Source organism: Acinetobacter sp. CY73 (assembly GCF_059515865.1).
Map to the genome: position 1 here is coordinate 21,954 of NZ_JCAKMZ010000011.1, position 16,521 is coordinate 38,474.

General features: G+C 36.9%; 14 protein-coding genes. 13 read left to right on the forward strand and 1 reads right to left on the reverse strand.

The annotated features are described in order from the left end of the window. Window positions 1-71: 71 nt before the first annotated feature. From AC5YD2_RS07120 to AC5YD2_RS07135, 4 genes are all read left to right on the forward strand, one after another. Complete coding sequence (locus AC5YD2_RS07120) at window positions 72-896, forward strand: hypothetical protein (protein ID WP_496125665.1); 825 nt, start codon at window positions 72-74, stop codon at window positions 894-896. A 2-nt stretch (window positions 897-898) separates the two neighbouring features. Further along, window positions 899-2,452 (forward strand): GH3 family acyl-acid amido synthetase, encoded by a 1,554-nt coding sequence (locus tag AC5YD2_RS07125; protein WP_496125666.1) that lies wholly within the window; start codon window positions 899-901, stop codon window positions 2,450-2,452. Continuing rightward, complete coding sequence (locus AC5YD2_RS07130; RefSeq protein ID WP_496125667.1) at window positions 2,436-3,578, forward strand: GNAT family N-acetyltransferase; 1,143 nt, start codon at window positions 2,436-2,438, stop codon at window positions 3,576-3,578. The genes AC5YD2_RS07125 and AC5YD2_RS07130 overlap by 17 nt, the downstream gene beginning before the upstream one ends. A 127-nt stretch (window positions 3,579-3,705) precedes the next feature. Further along, window positions 3,706-4,158, forward strand: coding sequence for a hypothetical protein (locus AC5YD2_RS07135; RefSeq protein ID WP_496125668.1), 453 nt, complete (start codon window positions 3,706-3,708; stop codon window positions 4,156-4,158). Window positions 4,159-4,273: 115 nt separating this feature from the next. Here AC5YD2_RS07135 and rlmKL read toward each other — a convergent pair whose 3' ends face one another. Beyond that, the gene (gene rlmKL / locus AC5YD2_RS07140) at window positions 4,274-6,478 is read right to left on the reverse strand and encodes a bifunctional 23S rRNA (guanine(2069)-N(7))-methyltransferase RlmK/23S rRNA (guanine(2445)-N(2))-methyltransferase RlmL (protein ID WP_496125669.1); all 2,205 of its coding nucleotides are present in this window, start codon (window positions 6,476-6,478) and stop codon (window positions 4,274-4,276) included. 469 nt (window positions 6,479-6,947) lie between these two features. Here rlmKL and AC5YD2_RS07145 point away from each other — a divergent pair, with 469 nt between their 5' ends. The 9 genes from AC5YD2_RS07145 to AC5YD2_RS07185 all read left to right on the forward strand — a co-directional run bounded on the left by AC5YD2_RS07145 (window position 6,948) and on the right by AC5YD2_RS07185 (window position 16,484). After that, window positions 6,948-7,208: a LysE family translocator gene (locus AC5YD2_RS07145; protein WP_496125670.1), complete on the forward strand. Its 261-nt coding sequence runs from the start codon at window positions 6,948-6,950 to the stop codon at window positions 7,206-7,208. Between the two features lie 721 nt (window positions 7,209-7,929). Next, window positions 7,930-8,361 carry a hypothetical protein gene (locus tag AC5YD2_RS07150; RefSeq protein WP_496125671.1) on the forward strand — a complete coding sequence of 144 codons (432 nt, stop codon included), beginning with the start codon at window positions 7,930-7,932 and terminating at the stop codon, window positions 8,359-8,361. A 199-nt stretch (window positions 8,362-8,560) separates the two neighbouring features. Next, window positions 8,561-9,592, forward strand: a complete 1,032-nt coding sequence (locus AC5YD2_RS07155; RefSeq protein WP_496125672.1) for an aspartate carbamoyltransferase catalytic subunit — start codon at window positions 8,561-8,563, stop codon at window positions 9,590-9,592. A gap of 10 nt (window positions 9,593-9,602) precedes the next feature. Further along, complete coding sequence (locus AC5YD2_RS07160) at window positions 9,603-10,838, forward strand: dihydroorotase (protein WP_496125673.1); 1,236 nt, start codon at window positions 9,603-9,605, stop codon at window positions 10,836-10,838. A 148-nt stretch (window positions 10,839-10,986) separates the two neighbouring features. Continuing rightward, on the forward strand, window positions 10,987-11,679 hold the full coding sequence (locus AC5YD2_RS07165; protein ID WP_496125674.1) for a hypothetical protein: 693 nt from the start codon (window positions 10,987-10,989) through the stop codon (window positions 11,677-11,679). A 15-nt stretch (window positions 11,680-11,694) separates the two neighbouring features. Next, window positions 11,695-12,597 (forward strand): lysozyme inhibitor LprI family protein, encoded by a 903-nt coding sequence (locus tag AC5YD2_RS07170; protein WP_496125675.1) that lies wholly within the window; start codon window positions 11,695-11,697, stop codon window positions 12,595-12,597. A gap of 295 nt (window positions 12,598-12,892) precedes the next feature. Further along, window positions 12,893-14,419: an OmpA family protein gene (locus AC5YD2_RS07175; protein ID WP_496125676.1), complete on the forward strand. Its 1,527-nt coding sequence runs from the start codon at window positions 12,893-12,895 to the stop codon at window positions 14,417-14,419. Between the two features lie 122 nt (window positions 14,420-14,541). Continuing rightward, a complete protein-coding gene (locus AC5YD2_RS07180; RefSeq protein WP_496125723.1) occupies window positions 14,542-15,558 on the forward strand; it encodes a DUF1311 domain-containing protein in 1,017 nt (338 codons plus the stop codon). A gap of 149 nt (window positions 15,559-15,707) precedes the next feature. Next, the gene (locus AC5YD2_RS07185) at window positions 15,708-16,484 is read left to right on the forward strand and encodes a Rossmann-like and DUF2520 domain-containing protein (protein ID WP_496125677.1); all 777 of its coding nucleotides are present in this window, start codon (window positions 15,708-15,710) and stop codon (window positions 16,482-16,484) included. Window positions 16,485-16,521: the final 37 nt, after the last annotated feature.

The window sequence follows — 16,521 nt, forward strand, 5'->3', positions numbered from 1 at the left end:
AGACTGAAACTCAGGAATGAATCAAAAATAATAAAAGTCGCGAGGTATGCGTGCTCAATGGATTGATCAATATGTTGGAATTAAAATTATTACGTAAGTTCAAAAATGAACCTTATAGCGAATACAAGCCTGTTGAAAAAATCACTTTGCTTGATATGAAAAGCATGTATGGTATTTTTGAAAAATATTATCTCAATACGACGTTTCAGATTTTTAAAAAAGATTTGATGGAAAAAACGGGTATCTTCATTATTCGTGAACCAAAGAACGATTTGATCGTGGGTTTTTCTACGGTGGTAGAGCGTGATTTTGAAGTCAATGGCATTGTACGACATGCCTTTTTTAGTGGTGACACGATTATAGAACAAGCTTATTGGGGCAATCGCGCCCTTCAACGAGCGATGTATCGGTATATTATTTTCTTTAAGTTGAAATACCCAACCAAACCAATTTACTGGATGTTGATCAGTAAAGGTTTTAAAACCTATTTGTTATTAGCCAACAACTATTTTACCTACTACCCGCATTGTGATCATAAACATCAACGACTTGAACAATTCGTTGAAGCGTACTGTAACCAATATTTTGCAGAATATTACGATAAAAATAAAAAATTATTGAATTTTGGTGATGCATACCAAGCACTCGATCCTGAGATTGCTCCCATTACAGATGAGATGCGGAAAAAAAGTAAAAAAATAGCCTTTTTTGAAGAAAAAAATCCAACATGGAGTGTGGGTACAGAATTGCCCTGCATTGGTGAGATTCATTGGTCAGATTTGTATCGCTATGTACAGCGTTTTTTAACTAAGCCTGCGAGTAAGGGGCAGGATCATCATCAAGCAAAAATAAATCAAAATGAAATCGCTGCTACTGAATCTTCAAAGGTGGCTTGATCGTGGGATTCATTTTATATAGTTCACATCAAATCCTGTCATTCGCATGTCAACAAGCATCTACAAAGTTTTACCAAGATTCATCGCGGTTAGAGCATGTTCAAAGACAAAAATTAAAGCAGATCGTTGAGCAACCTCATCTGAGCTACCAAGATTTTATTGCCCAATATCCAATCACACGATATGCGGACTGGAAATCTCAAATTGAACAATCGAGAGAAACTTCTAGTAACTTATTGAACAACCAAAAATTGATTCGATTTCAGCCAACCAGCGGCTCAAGTGAGGCGCTCAAATTTATTCCTTATACACAAGGATTTTTGGATGAGTTGGATCAAGCGATTGGATTATGGCTTCGGAGTCTGTACCAGCATTATCCTGAGTTAAAAAATACCACACATTATTGGTCAGTTTCATGGTTGCCAGAGAGTCAGCGAAAACTGACCTATAATCAAAACTTAAATGATGATCGTGCTTTATTAAGTTTGAGTAAGCGAATACTGACTAAGGTGACCCAGTCTGTACCGACTGAAATAGCGATGGCTGAAAGTCCAGAGGATGCGATGTTTGCGACTGCGACTTATTTAGTCGCAGATAAAAATTTAGGCATGATTTCAGTTTGGAGTCCAACCTTTGCATTGCAGCTCTTGGATATTATTCAATTTTACCAAGATGAAATTATCACCACGTTGCAAACAGGTGAGTGGCAAAGAGCATCCCTCAACTTTTTAAAAGCACCGTATTCTAAGCATCAGAGTTGTAAGTTAAGTCATTTGAACCTAGAAAATGCTCAATCTTGGAAAATACTTTGGTCAAAACTGATGTTGATTTCAAGCTGGGATACTGCCAGTGCAGAACATTGGGCTAAAATTTTAAGAGAAAAAGTATCAGGTGTAGCTTTTGAAGGTAAAGGGCTTTGGGCAACGGAAGGCGTTGTCACAATACCACTCGATGGTCATTATCCGCTCATGTATCAAGCTCATTTTTATGAGTTTTTAGATCTAGACCATCAAAATGTTTACCCAGCTTGGCAGTTGAAAATAGGACAACGGGTGAGTCCGATTATTACCACAAGTTCAGGTTTGACACGATATATTATTGATGATGAGTTGGTCGTAACTGAGTTCTATCAAAATGTCCCCTGTTTTAAATTTCTAGGGCGCAAAATGACCGTGGATTTGGTCGGTGAAAAAATCGATCAATCGACAGCTTTAAATATTATTGCTCATTTTAAGCAAAAAGATTATCTACCGATGAGTTTATTGGGTATTGAGCAATCCAATCATAAAAAACCACATTATGTGTTGTTAAGTGAAGGGAGTTCGGAAGCTATTGCAGATGTATCCGTTTTGGATCAATTATTAAAAAAGAATTTTCATTATGAGTTGGCAAGGAATTTAGGTCAGCTTGATGAACCGGGTGTGATACATGTCGAAAATGCTTGGGATTATTATAAAAATTTAGCCATGCATAATGGAATGATTGAAGGAAATATCAAGCCTGAACCGCTGAAGAGAATAAAAATAATGGTGGATGAATATGGATATTGGAAATAAATATTTCCAGTCGGACAAAAATGATCAGCTCATGATCCGTGATGCAAATTTCCAGGATAACGCTCAGTTGTTAAAGCTGGTTGCAGAAACGATGCCGAGTAATGGCATGACTTTGTCATTTGAGCGAGGAAATGATTATTTCAAAGCAGCATATGTTCAATATCATCAGCCCGATATTAAAGTTGTGGTTAAAAAAGACCAACCTGATGTGATTATTGGCATGATGAATATTGGCTTTAAAAATTGCTATATCAATGCGCAGACGAATAAAATTCGTTATGTGTCTGATCTGCGCATTGATCCAGCTTTTCGAGGTCGAAAAGTGATTGAAGTCCTCATGGATTATTTGTATAGCCAAATTCCTGTAGATGATTTTTTTCAAAGTGTTGTGTTAGAAGATAATCACAAAGCAAAGCATATGTTGCATCGAAGTCGTCCTCATTTTCCAGAACCTTATATTTTGGATCAAATGACGACTTTTAATATTTCTAAGGTACCGAGTTTAAGTCAATTTAAACAATTTTCAATGCATGAACTTACGGAAGATTTGATTCATATCGCAAACCAGTTTGTCGCTGATATGCGAGAGTTTTTTAACTTTTTACCTGTGTATAATTTTAATGATTTAAATCGGGGAGACCATCCACTTTGGCAAGGTTTGCGATTAAAAGACTTTAAATTGGTTTTTGATTTAAATCAGCAAGTGGTTGGTATTATGGGACTTTGGAATCAAAAACAGCTCAAACAAACCAAGGTCGTTGAATATTCTACAACGCTTCACTATTTAAGACCTTTTTATAATGTCTATGCATCGATGACTCATCAGATGAAATTACCTAAAGTAGAGGATTGTTTCGATTATTTAATGGCGCATAGCGTATTAAGTCATCCTAAGCGTTTGGACGTGTTCGCATATCAACTGTATCAATTGAATAGTGAAACCCAGAAACAAGGGAAATCATCATTTTGTATAACGCTGAGTCAGGATGATCCCCGCTATAGTGCTGCTCAAAAAACACGCTCTCATAAAATGCATGCGATTCATGCTTTACATAGTTTCAAAAATACACCGATGGGTGAATTTGACCGCTCTAAAATATCTTATTTTGAAGTTGGGCGTCTTTAATACGCTATAAATGATGTTGAAGAAAAAAAGGGGGGAAAGTAGCTTATCGGAATATTAAAGAATCACTTGCAACTTTTATTAGAAAAACTATATTAAAAAGAATATAAAAATAAAATGGATGTTGAATATGGATCAGCATAATGGTGTCTTTTCGAAGAAAATAATTCTATTGATGACTCTAATTTCTACAATCCCCCTAATTTCATATGCTCAAATTATTGATGATCATGTCCTTTCCGAGCAAAGTGGAGGAGATCATAAAGTCAGTCCTGAAATGATGAGTTTGGTTCAGCATGATGCACATATTCCATTAGAGCAACAATTGAATAAACATCAACATTTAGCCAAAGAGCAGGCAGATCAAATGAGTAAGGAAAATCTTGAATCTACAGCCGCATCTGACTATGAAATAAAGAAAAAAACGGATAATAGTCAACTTATAAACAATGAACGAAAAGTCTATATTCCATATGATTCATTAAACACGGAAAATATCGTTTATGAGAGTAGTCTAAGATTCAATAGTGATGGGAATGTCAAAGGTTCGGGGACAGCCACAGTAAAATCGAATAAATATTAATTTTTATACTGTTGCACTTGTCGCTTGAATCCGCCGTATAAAAAAGAGTTTGAAGAAGAATCTTCAAACTCTTTTTATTTTTATGACATTAAATTTAAACGACTGTTAAAGCACATTAAGAAGGTAAGTGCTGAATTTTCCATGAACGGTGAATCCTCGTATTTCGTTTGAAGTCGAGTCCAATGGTTTCATTGGTCAGTTCTTCAATGTCATAGAACGCTTTAATTTCATCATCTAACTCAAAACCACGATAGTTATTTGAGAAGTAAAGCGTACCACCTGTCGTTAAGCGGTTCATCGCACGTTTCAATAGTGAAAGGTGGTCACGTTGAATATCGAAAGTTCCGTGGAATTTCTTCGAATTTGAGAAGGTTGGTGGATCAATAAAGATTAAGTCATATTGTTCATGACCTTCTTTCAACCACTCAAAACAATCACTTGCGAAGAACTGGTGTTGTTCATCTGCATGATCAACTGTTAGACCGTTCAATACAAAGTTTTCTTTAGACCAATTTAAATAGGTATTGGAAAGATCGACACTGGTTGTACTCGCAGCACCATTCAAAGCAGCATGTAAGCTTGCAGTAGAGGTGTAGCTATAAAGGTTAAGGAAGTGTTTACCTTTTGCTTCAGCAGCAATACGCAGACGCATTTGACGGTGATCTAAGAACAAACCAGTATCAAGATAATCGGTTAAGTTCACCAAGATTTTCGCTTTGCCTTCCTGCACGATAAAACGCTTAGACGCCGTACTTTGTTTGGTGTACTGCGTTTTACCTTCTTGACGAGCACGTGTTTTGATGAAGATCGCATCACGACCCAAACCGGTTACTGCACGAATTGAAGCCAGTGCTAAGTTAAAACGTTTTTTCGCTTTTTCAGGATCAATGATTTTTGGCGGTGCATATTCTTGAACGTGTAAACGATCACCATACAAATCTACTGCAACGTTAAAGTCAGGTAGATCGGCATCATAAATACGTAAGCAATAAATATTTTCTTTGACTGCCCATTTCTTTAAGTTTTGCATGTTCTTTTGCAAACGGTTGGTAAAATCTTCAGCACCCTCGATTTTTTCGAATTGCTGAGGCTGCCACGTTTCTAAGAACGGCTTTGAAACAGTTGCTGGTTTAATTAAACCTGAACGGATATAAATCGGCAATTTACCATTCATCAAACGCAATGTTTGTGGTTCTTGAATCGCCAATACATCCGCTTGTTCAATTTGAGCTGCAATAATTGCAGTCATTTGATTTGGGAAATGCTTTTGTAAAAGTGCAGATAAGCCCAAGTAGAATGAACGGCTTGAACCACGATCACCTAGACGCTCACCGTAAGGAGGGTTGGTCACGATAAATGACGTTTTGCCTTCCGTTTGGAAATCGGGCCAATCAGCTAAAGTACGTTCTTCAATTTGGATTTGGTCCAGCAATGATTCAAAACCAGCTGCACGAATATTTTGTTTGGTTGCTTTAACCGCTTCCCAATCTGCATCGAAAGCATAGAATTTTGGTAGTGGTTTTTCTAAAGCAATTTTATGACGTTCAGCGGCTTCACCTTTAATCGACATCCATAGTTCATGGTTATGACCATTCCAACCATTAAAGCCGAAACGACGAACTAAGCCAGGTGCACGATCAGTCAGCATCATGAGTGCTTCAATAATAAATGTCCCTGAACCACACATTGGGTCAAGGAAAATATCTGGGTTTTGCTCGTGAAGTTTTGCACGACGTAGAATCGCTGCCGCCAAGTTTTCTTTGATCGGTGCATCCGTCATGTATAAGCGGTAACCACGTTTATGTAGAGAGTCACCTGATAAATCTAGGCAGAACGTATGTTCTGTCTTACCTGCAAGCACATAAAGTGTGATTTCTGGTTGTTTAATATCAATACTTGGACGCTTACCCACAGCTTCCATAAATGAGTCGACCACACCATCTTTCACACGTAACGTTGCGAACTGGCTGTTAACTTTGATTTCACGTTCGATATGAAGACGGACAGCAAAGGTCGATTGTGGTGCAAAAATAAGCGACCAATCGAAGCTGTTTGCACCTTCATAAAGCTCTTCTGCCACATCGCGGGCATCATGGCTAAATTCAATTTCATGTGTATGAATTGGGGTGAGTACACGTGAAGCTAAACGCGACCACATACATACGCGGTATGCATCTTCAAGTGTACCTTTAAAGACTAGACGTCCTGGAAGTCGTTCAATGTTTTGAACCCCTAAACCCTCAATTTCTTCTTGAAGTAAGGTTTCTAGCCCATCTGCACAGGTGACCCAATATGTAGAAAGACGTGGTTTCGAATTCATGAACATTTTCCAAAGACAATTTTAGCAATCGCGTATTTTAACGTATTTTAACGATCAAAGCTTTTGAAATTAGAACAAAGCGACCCTTTAAGTATCATTATTTATTCTTCATTCAATTTTTGATGCTAAATGTTACGAATATTTTGGAAATAGATTGGTTTTTTTATTTAATAAAAACAATAGGATAAGATTAATATATGATGAAATAGGACGATCCAACAATAAAGGATAAATTTTATACAGCCACACTTTTATATGTTTTATATGCGCGATTAAGTCGTGTGATTGATGGTATTTATTTTTAACAGAGAATAATGACCTATATTGGAGGTGTGATGAGTTTTGCCTTAGTAATGTATGATGCTGAGTTACATCGCTTTCACATTGTTATATCCTTAAAAAACTACAATAGGTCATTATGTAAGAAAAATAATGATTAAAAGATATAACAATATTCAAGGCTATAACGATGTTCAGTTTAATTTTTTCAATGTTTACTTTTTCTTTATCCATGTCGATATCGCCTGGACCTGTAAATATTACGATTCTCAGCAGTAGTATGAATTATGGCCTAAAGCAGACTTTTGCATTTATTTCAGGTGCGACGATTGGCTTTACTGCATTATTGGCAGCTGTCTGTTTTGGTTTATACCAAGTCATTGCAATTTATCCAATCTTACTCTATATCATTACTGTGCTTGGTACGGCTTTATTGGTGTGGATGGGATAGAATATTGCAAGAGCCCAAGGCGAATCAATTCAGACGGATCAGCTTGCATTACCCAAAGCCCCAACATTTATGCAAGGTGCGTTGTTGCAATGGTTGAACCCTAAAGCATGGATTGCAGCAGTGTCTGGGACAGCTCTATTTTCTGCATCGCATAATGCATTTTATTTAACCCGAATCGCGGATAAGGATTTTTCTTTAAAATCATAAGCTCAATGTAATTTTATGATTAGTTTTTAGTGTTATCAGACCAAAGAATAGACTTTTTTATGCTCAAAATGATGGGTAAGTCTCAAGATGAATAATCTCATTTCTTTAAGCAGGATTCGGGTTATTTAGTTTTGTTTATTCTCATTTATTTTGTGGTTTGTTATTTATCCTTATTGATTTGGGGTTATGCAGGTCAAAAGCTCGCTGTATTTTTGAACCAAGGTTTAAGAATGCGAGTATTTAATTTGATTATGGGAATGTTGTTAATCATTATTGCACTGCAAATGAGTTGGTCACATTTTTATGTTTAGCTAATAAGCTTGATTAATCGGTTTGCATCGTTGCCGTTGAGTTACGATTAAATAGCTTCCCTAAACTTTAATAAAAACATCAATAGTTTTGTGTTGAGACTAAATGGTGAGGTTTGCTTTAACCTAAATTAATAAAAAATGACCCAAAATCTCGAAATATTTACAATAACAATCATTTTGATTACCTATGAGGTTACTAGATTATGATCCGGCAATGCCTAAGCAAATTAATTGTAATTACTCTACTGATCTGTAAGCTAAACTTAGCTATTGCGAATGAACATTCAGATTTAGTTTCATATGTTCCTTCATATGCATTCTTTAATCATGATCGTACAGCTGCTGTTTTAACTCAGAAGAAAAGAAAAGGCACTCAGGTTTTTGTTTTTCTAAAGCGTGATGAACAATTCATAAAATTAGATATTAGCGCTGTAGAAGGAATGAATCTGGGTAAGTTAGGACGGCATAGTCTTGATTATTATGATCGTGTTGAGTCTAAGCCTACGGAGTGGATTGTTCGTGATGATGATAAATTTCAAATTAATATCCAAACACGAGCATGGAAAAATGGTAAAAGAAAGACCGTAATCGAGTGGGTACTGATAGATCGTGATGCGAAGGTTCTTTGGCGATAGTCTATTGGCTCTGATCATAGCCAATAGTTTGCAAATCAATTACTAAAATTTGTTCAATTTAAATGATTCAAAATGAATAAAAAGTATAATCAATAGTGATTTTACTGTGATTGATATAGCATCAATCAATGAGGTTGAAGACTGCCAATTCACAGCAATGTCTGTATAATACGTTGACTTAACGTATAAGGAATCTCTCATGCACTTGGCGTCGTTACATACCCCGAGTCAGATTCAGCTGAACCAAGATGGACATTTAAAACATTTCCTCACCATTGAAGGCCTCTCCAAAGAAACGCTTACAAAAATATTAGATACAGCGAATTCTTTTTTTAATGAACAAAACCAACTAATCACCACGCCGTTGCTTGAAGGGCGTACTGTGATGAATCTTTTCTTTGAAAATTCTACACGTACTCGTACCACCTTTGAAGCTGCTGCAAAGCGTCTATCTGCCAATGTCTTAAATATTGACATTGCACGTTCAAGCACATCAAAAGGTGAAACGCTCAGAGATACGCTGTGGAACCTTGAAGCGATGGCAGCGGATATTTTCGTAGTGCGTCATTCATCTTCTGGTGCGGCACATTTTATTGCTCAAACGGTTTGCCCAAACGTTGCTATCATCAATGCAGGGGATGGTCGTCATGCACATCCGACACAAGCGATGCTCGATATGCTGACCATTCGCCGTGAGACCAAAAAGAACTTTGAAGATATTAGCATTGCCATTATTGGCGATATTAAACACTCTCGTGTCGCTCGTTCTGATGTGGCAGCGCTACAAACTTTAGGCTGTAAAGATATTCGTGTGATTGCACCGAATACTCTATTGCCGTTTGGTTTTGAAGAATATGGAGAAGGTGTTCGTCTATTTAATGACATGGAAGCAGGGATTAAAGACTGTGATGTGATCATTACCTTACGTATTCAAAATGAACGTATTGATTCACCTGCTTTAGCTTCTCAAGCTGAATTCTACAAAATGTACGGCCTAAATAAAGAACGTTTAGCCATGGCAAAACCAGACTGCATCGTGATGCATCCGGGTCCAATGAACCGCGGTGTTGAAATTGACTCGAGTATTGCTGATGGCCCGCAAGCGGTGATTTTGAATCAAGTGACTAATGGGATCGCGGTACGTATGGCGGTACTTGCATTGTCGATGCAAGGTCAGTTACAGGAACAGGGTTTATCAGAAAACGGTTTAATCGAAGCGATTACGGTTTAAGGAATCAGTCATGACTATTGTAAAAATTGAAAATGTCCGTGTCTTAGACCCGATCAAAAAAACAGATCAAGTTGAAACTGTTTATATTGAAAATGGCAAATTGGTTGCTGAGTCGCAAAATGTAACTGAAACGATCGATGGGCAAGGTAAATGGCTAATGCCGACCATGGTTGACCTATGTGCACGTTTACGTGAACCAGGTCAACAACAACATGGTACGCTGAAATCTGAAGGTCGTGCTGCACGTGAAAATGGAATTTTGCATGTGTTCACACCACCTGATTCACAGCCGATTGTGCAAGACAATGGTGCGCTGATTCATGGCTTGGTCGAAAAAGCGATGTTGGATGGTGGTATCTACCTTGAAGTCATTGGTGCACAAACGCAGGGCTTAAAGGGGAATCAACCTGCCAATATGGCTGCACTCAAAAAAGGTGGCTGTACTGCGGTATCCAATGCTTCAGCAGCTTTTGCTGATGATGATGTGGTATTGCGTACCATGGAATATGCTGCTGGTTTGGGTATGACTGTTGTGTTTTACGCGGAAGAACCGCAGATTGCAAAAGATGGTTGTGTGCATCAAGGCTTTATTGCATCTCGTCAAGGCCTGCCGATGATTCCAGCATTGGCTGAGACCATTGCGATTGCTAAATATCTATTGATGATTGAAGCAACAGGTGTGCGTGCGCACTTTGGGTTGTTGTCATGTGGCGCATCGGTTGAGCTGATCAAAATTGCCAAAGATAAAGGCTTGAATGTGACCTGTGACGTAGCAATGCATCAATTGCATTTAACTGAACAACTCATCGATGGTTTTAATTCATTGGCTCATGTTCGTCCACCGTTGCGTTCCGAAAGTGATAAACAACTGTTACGTCAAGGTCTAAAAGAGGGTGTGATCGATACGATTTGTACCCATCATGAACCTTTAAGTAGCTCAGCAAAATTAGCACCATTTGCAGAAACTTTACCCGGGATGACCGCATTTGATACGTATGTGCCATTTGGTATTCAACTGATTAACGAAGGTTTGTTTGAGCCTTTGGAATGGGTTGAAAAAGTAACAGTTGCGGCGGCAAGAGTAGCCAACATGTTAGAGCGTTGGAAAGCCGAATCTGGTTGGGTGCTGATTGATCCAAAAGTTGAATGGGTTGTTACAAAGGACACGATCTTGTCTCAAGGGAAGAACACACCACTATTGGGGCAGACACTGGTTGGAAAAACTGAACAAGTTTTTATTTCTTAGTTATACTTAATAAAATATTTAATAAAATCAAATAATAAAGCTGGATTAATTCTGGCTTTATTATTGTAATATTGTGTTGTGTTTATTTATACTTCTGTAACTTTGAGGGGTGCACAACAAAATGATAATCAAATCTAAACATAAAATTTTGATCTTAAGTATGCTTTGCCTGAGTCTTTCCGGTTGTGGAACGATCTTTTCAAAACATCTTAAATGCGATGACGAATCCGCAAATCAATTGATTCACACCATATTAAAAGATGATTTAAACAAAAGCTTGGAAAATGAGTTAAAGCAATTGATTTCAGCAGGAAATATCAAAGATCTTGACCCTGCAAAATTAAAACTTACCGCGCAAAACATTCAATTTTTGACCATGGATAGTCGTACAGATTTTATCGATCCCAATAGCACCAAAACGCAGTGTTCAATTGATTTGAATATAAGTATACCATCGGATTTGGTTAAAAAATCAGATGAAGCTCGATCAAAAATAGACGTCCAAAATGTTGAATCACAGGCGAATGAACTTGGAATAAATTTTACAAATAATAAAATTGATCTCGTTTTAGAGTATGTTTTACAACCTTCAGATAGCGGTAAAAAGGTATTTGCGGTTTTGAAAAATACTCAAAATATTAATATTTTGGTTGCTGATACTTTGACCTATGCATTTTTAAAACCGCAAATTGAAAAAAACCAAATTCGTTTACAAGAAGAGCAAAAGAAGGCAGCTGTAAATACACCTGTTTATGCAGAGCCTGAATATGCAGCTCAAGAAGCTGTAGATGCAGCTTATGAAGCTACTACTGCCGCCGATGAAGCATATTCTGAATACTAATCAGGAGTATAAATAATGAAATCTAAATTACTACTGACTGCATTAAGTATGATGATTTTGTCGGGATGTGACAAAGTTGCAACGCTAACTGGTTCAGGCGTTAAGTGTGATAATGAAACAGCAAAAGAATTAATCGTTGAAAGCTTTAGCAAGAAATTAAGTGATGCATCTGCTGAACGGATTAAGAGCTTGATTGCTTCGGAAAATATCACTATTGATATGGGCAAATTGCGTGCAGCTTTAGCAACAGTAAGCTTTAATGTTAATGATATTAGGACGAATAATTCAGATCCTAACAGCAAGAAAGAATATTGTGTAACGACTTTTGTGATAAATCTTCCGACTAATATGATTAAAGATGCGGATGATGCACGTGACGTTTATGACGAAGTTAATGTTGCCCAATCTGCGGTCTTATCTGATTTATCATTGGAATCAAATACATTAAAAACATCAATTGATTATATGGTTCAGCCTACCGATGATGCTAAAAAAGTATTTGTGCAATTAGAAAATGGTGAAAGTGCTGCATATTTTGTTAGAGATGTAGTTATTGATTCTTTATTAAAATCGGCTCGTTTAAATGCTGCTGAACTAGCAAAACAAGAAGCGATCCAACGTCAAGCAGAAGAAGAGGCTGCTGCTAAAGAATATCATTCAATATTAATAAGTGAAGCACAAACCAAGTTAGATACTGCTAATGAAAACTTAAATTTAGTTTGGAATTCAACGACCAAAGAAGTTAGAGATCATTTGCTTGATGAGCAAAAAATTTGGTTAAAGAAACGTGATCTTGAATGTAAGTTAGATAGTAGTGATACGGATAATCCCGAAGTTTATCGTCTCAATTGCGAAGCAAATATGACGGATCAGAGAACCACAGCACTCAGACAAAAAATATACCATCTAGAATATTGAGTTGGATTTATTAACACATTTAAAAAAGACAGGAGTCAGCTTCGGCTGGCTTTTTTGTACTTACTAAAATAATGATTAGAGCGCTTGCATTAGTCAAGATTTAAACAGTGATACCTATGATTTATAAAGCTTTATATAAATGCAAAACGATCAAAATATCATTTATTTAAGATGTTTATTTAGCTTTAAATGAAGTGATGATCAAATGACATACATAATTATAATAAATATTATGCACAATAAAGATTAGTATTCTGAAGTATAACTTTAAAATAAGATGAATAAGGAGCGAGAAATGGATTTAATTCAATTACTCAAAGATCGAATTGTCCCTATTGTGTTAAATCAAGATAATAACCAACAGGATCCTAGTTTATATCAAGAAAAAAGCACGGCTGTCGCAACATTTATTCCAATATTATTATCCATATTTAAAGCTAAACCTGAATTGATTAATACGCTTCAAAATAGTTTGAATCCTCGTCTTTCGGATATTTTTGGACATGATCAACTCACTAAAAATCATTTTGTAGAAGCATTTAATCAGAGCTCATCACCTGCTGAAACAGAGTCATTATTGAATCAAACCATTGCGCCAACATTGGGAGCAGTGTCTGATTTAGCAGGAAGTTCAGATCAAAATGCGATTTTGCACTATCTAGATCAAAACTTAGATTCGATTAAATCTTCTTTACCACTCTGGGCAACATCTCTACTTGGAGGGTTTGGGATTGGTTCTTTGGCGCATTCTACACCTCACACAACAGCCACACCGCATGTTGCATCGCATGAGGCACCCAATTATGTGTCTAATTCAACGCCAACATCTGCTCACCCGCCAGAGAAAGAAAAATCAAGTTGGCTATTACCATTAATCGCTCTGATTATTTTAGGTTTACTGGTTAGTCTATTTTTACGCTATTGCAATAATAAAGATCAAACAGCAGCAGATAATGATCAAACTACCATGATCAATTCAAATGCACAGCCAGCATTTTTCCAATTAAACACAAATGCAGCAGGTGAGTTAGTGACTTGCCAAGCCAGAATTGGTAATCCTACTTTTGTGGAAAATATTCAAAAAGAAGTGAAGCAACTGTTTAATCATCCGATGGGTTGTGGTATTGATTCGAGCCAGCAGTATCATGCCGAATTGATTGATCAAAATGCATTGTCGAGTGTGATTAAACTACTCAAAGGTGCTCCAAATACAACGCTGACTTGGACAGGGAATGAGATTGCACTCCAAGGCTCAGATCCAAGTTCAATCCAAAGTTTGGCAGATCAAATTAAAGCCATTACACCAAATTTAACAGTTAAAACACAGCAAGGGATTGATGTCAGTCAAGCGGTCAACACCAGTATCAGTGATGCAGAAAAAGCTTTAGCAAGTCTAAACCCAGATCAAATTAAACCCTTAGATATCGCAACGGCATTGAATTTGCAAATTATTAACTTTGCAACGGGCTCTAATGACATTCCTGACGCCAATAAATCCGTATTAGATCAAGCAGCTGGCTTAATCAATCGTGTTCCAAATGTAGAACTTACCGTTAAAGGTTTTACAGACGCAACAGGTGATGCCAATCAGAATAAAGCATTGTCTAAAGCACGTGCGCAATCTGTCGTTGATTATTTGGTGTCAAAAGGCGTTGATCCGAGCAAATTAAATGCGATTGGATACGGCCAAGAAAATCCGATTGCTGATAATGCGACGGATGAAGGTAAGTTTAAAAATCGCCGTATCGAATTTGAAGTAACCAATACTGAAACGGGTGTACAACGTGAAGTCACGGGTGAAAGTGTAGAAGTTAAAAACTAAGAAAGATTTTCAATATAAAAATAAAAACCTCATTCGTGAGGTTTTTATCGTAATTGAACTGATTATTTGATTTAATGTGCGCAAAATAATGAGAATTAGGTCTCAAAATGAATACAATAATGATCAATAAAAAAATGATGCTTAGCCTTTTGATTGGCTCAATGGCTTTGGTTGGCTGTGATAAATTCAAACCTAAGCAGCAAGAGAGTGCTCAATCACAAAGTACAGAATTTAGTTGTACAGAACAAAGTCATATTCAAGGTTTACAAGAACATCTAAAACAAGAATATCTTAAGGAAATCGAAAAACGCTTGAGAAGTACTCATCATTATGAAGCAGATCAGAGCTTACTCAAAACAATCAATGATGGCTTAAAGTTTGAGCTTAAGAGTATCAGAACCATCACACAAGATAAATCCAATACTTCTGCGTTAGAGTGTGAAGCTCAACTCAATGTAAAATTTCCGAAAGGGCTACAAGTACGTGCTGAAAATGCTTTTCTTGAGCAACGTAAATCTTGTGATGAGTGTGATTACGAGCTACTTAAAGATGAATTGGAAGCAGGTGAATTTCCTCTCGTACTTCAAAGTGATTCATTAAAAGGTAATATTCAATACGATGTTCTTAAGACCGATAAAGAAGGCATAAATCTCAGTATTAATGCTCAAAATGAAGTCATCAATGCAGTGGTTCGTGTTACTCAACTGGCTGTGCAGTATGAAGCTTATATTAAAGAGAATGCAGAATTAGCACAGTCTTCGGAGCGTTATGATCAACAACGTACTGAACAAATGGCACTTGCACAAAAAGCGATGGATATTCGAAAGAAAGAAATTGAACAGGACAAACAAAAAGTAGTTGAACGCTTAAATATGACTTGGGATCGTTTTAGTGATGAGCAAAAAACACAATTAAAACAAGATCAAGCAGATTGGTTTGAAAAGCGTGATGTGGATTGTAAAGTTCTGGCACAAAAACCTGTCTATGACATGAAAGAGAGCGATTTGGAAACATATCAAAAGCATCATCAATATTGGGATGAAGCGATGCGAGAAACCAATCAACAGATGCAATATGACCAATGTTTCAATCAAAGAACCAATGAACGTATTGTTTATTTAAATAATGTTTTTAATTGATCTATGATGATTTAAAATTATGTGTACAGTGAAAGGACGGTTTACCGTCCTTTTTCTTTAAGTTTTGAATATAGTTTTGAATATAGTTTTGGAATCAGTTTAAGATCAGTTTCATTACATGATTTAGTTCAGCCAAGGGATAAGGTCATATGCGGATTAGTTTGATCGGTGCAGGGCGAGTTGCAATGCATTTGGCAAAGGTATTGTCGAGAAAACATCAAATCGTGAATATTTTTAGCCGAAATTTAGACAAAGCAAAATCACTGGCACAACAGGTCAATGCTCAAGCTTGTTCAAATTTCGAAACACTGGGTGAGCCAGTGGATCTGATCATTATTGCGGTAAGTGACCAATCCATTGCGGAAGTAATTCATGCTTTAAATGGACATTTTCCAGAGACTTTGATTGTGCATACTTCGGGCAGTACGCATCTAAAGCTGATGACTCAATATCATGCGCGATCAGGTGTTTTTTATCCCTTGCAAACCTTTAGTTTTGAGAAAGAAATAAATTGGTCTGAAACGCCTTTATTTGTTGAGGCAAGCTTAAAACCAGACTCAGAATTATTAAATACCTTGGCAAGTCAAATCAGTCAGCGTGTTTATCAGTATAGTTCTGAGCAACGACTCAGTTTGCATTTGGCTGCGGTGTTTGCTTGTAATTTTAGTAATTATTGCTATGACATGGCGAAGCAAGTGGTCGATGCTCAGCAGGTGGATTTTAATTTGCTTTATCCTTTAATTTTAGAAACAGCCAATAAAGCAACGCAACATGATCCAAGGGCTGTACAGACGGGACCTGCAATGCGGGGTGATCACAATATTTTGAATAAGCATCAACAAATGTTAGTGGATACAGGGCGTGAGGATTTACAGCACATCTATCAGTTGATGAGTGAGCAGATTTTGAAAAGACAACCATCATAAAAAAGAGCTTCAATCGAAGCCCTTTTTTTATATGACA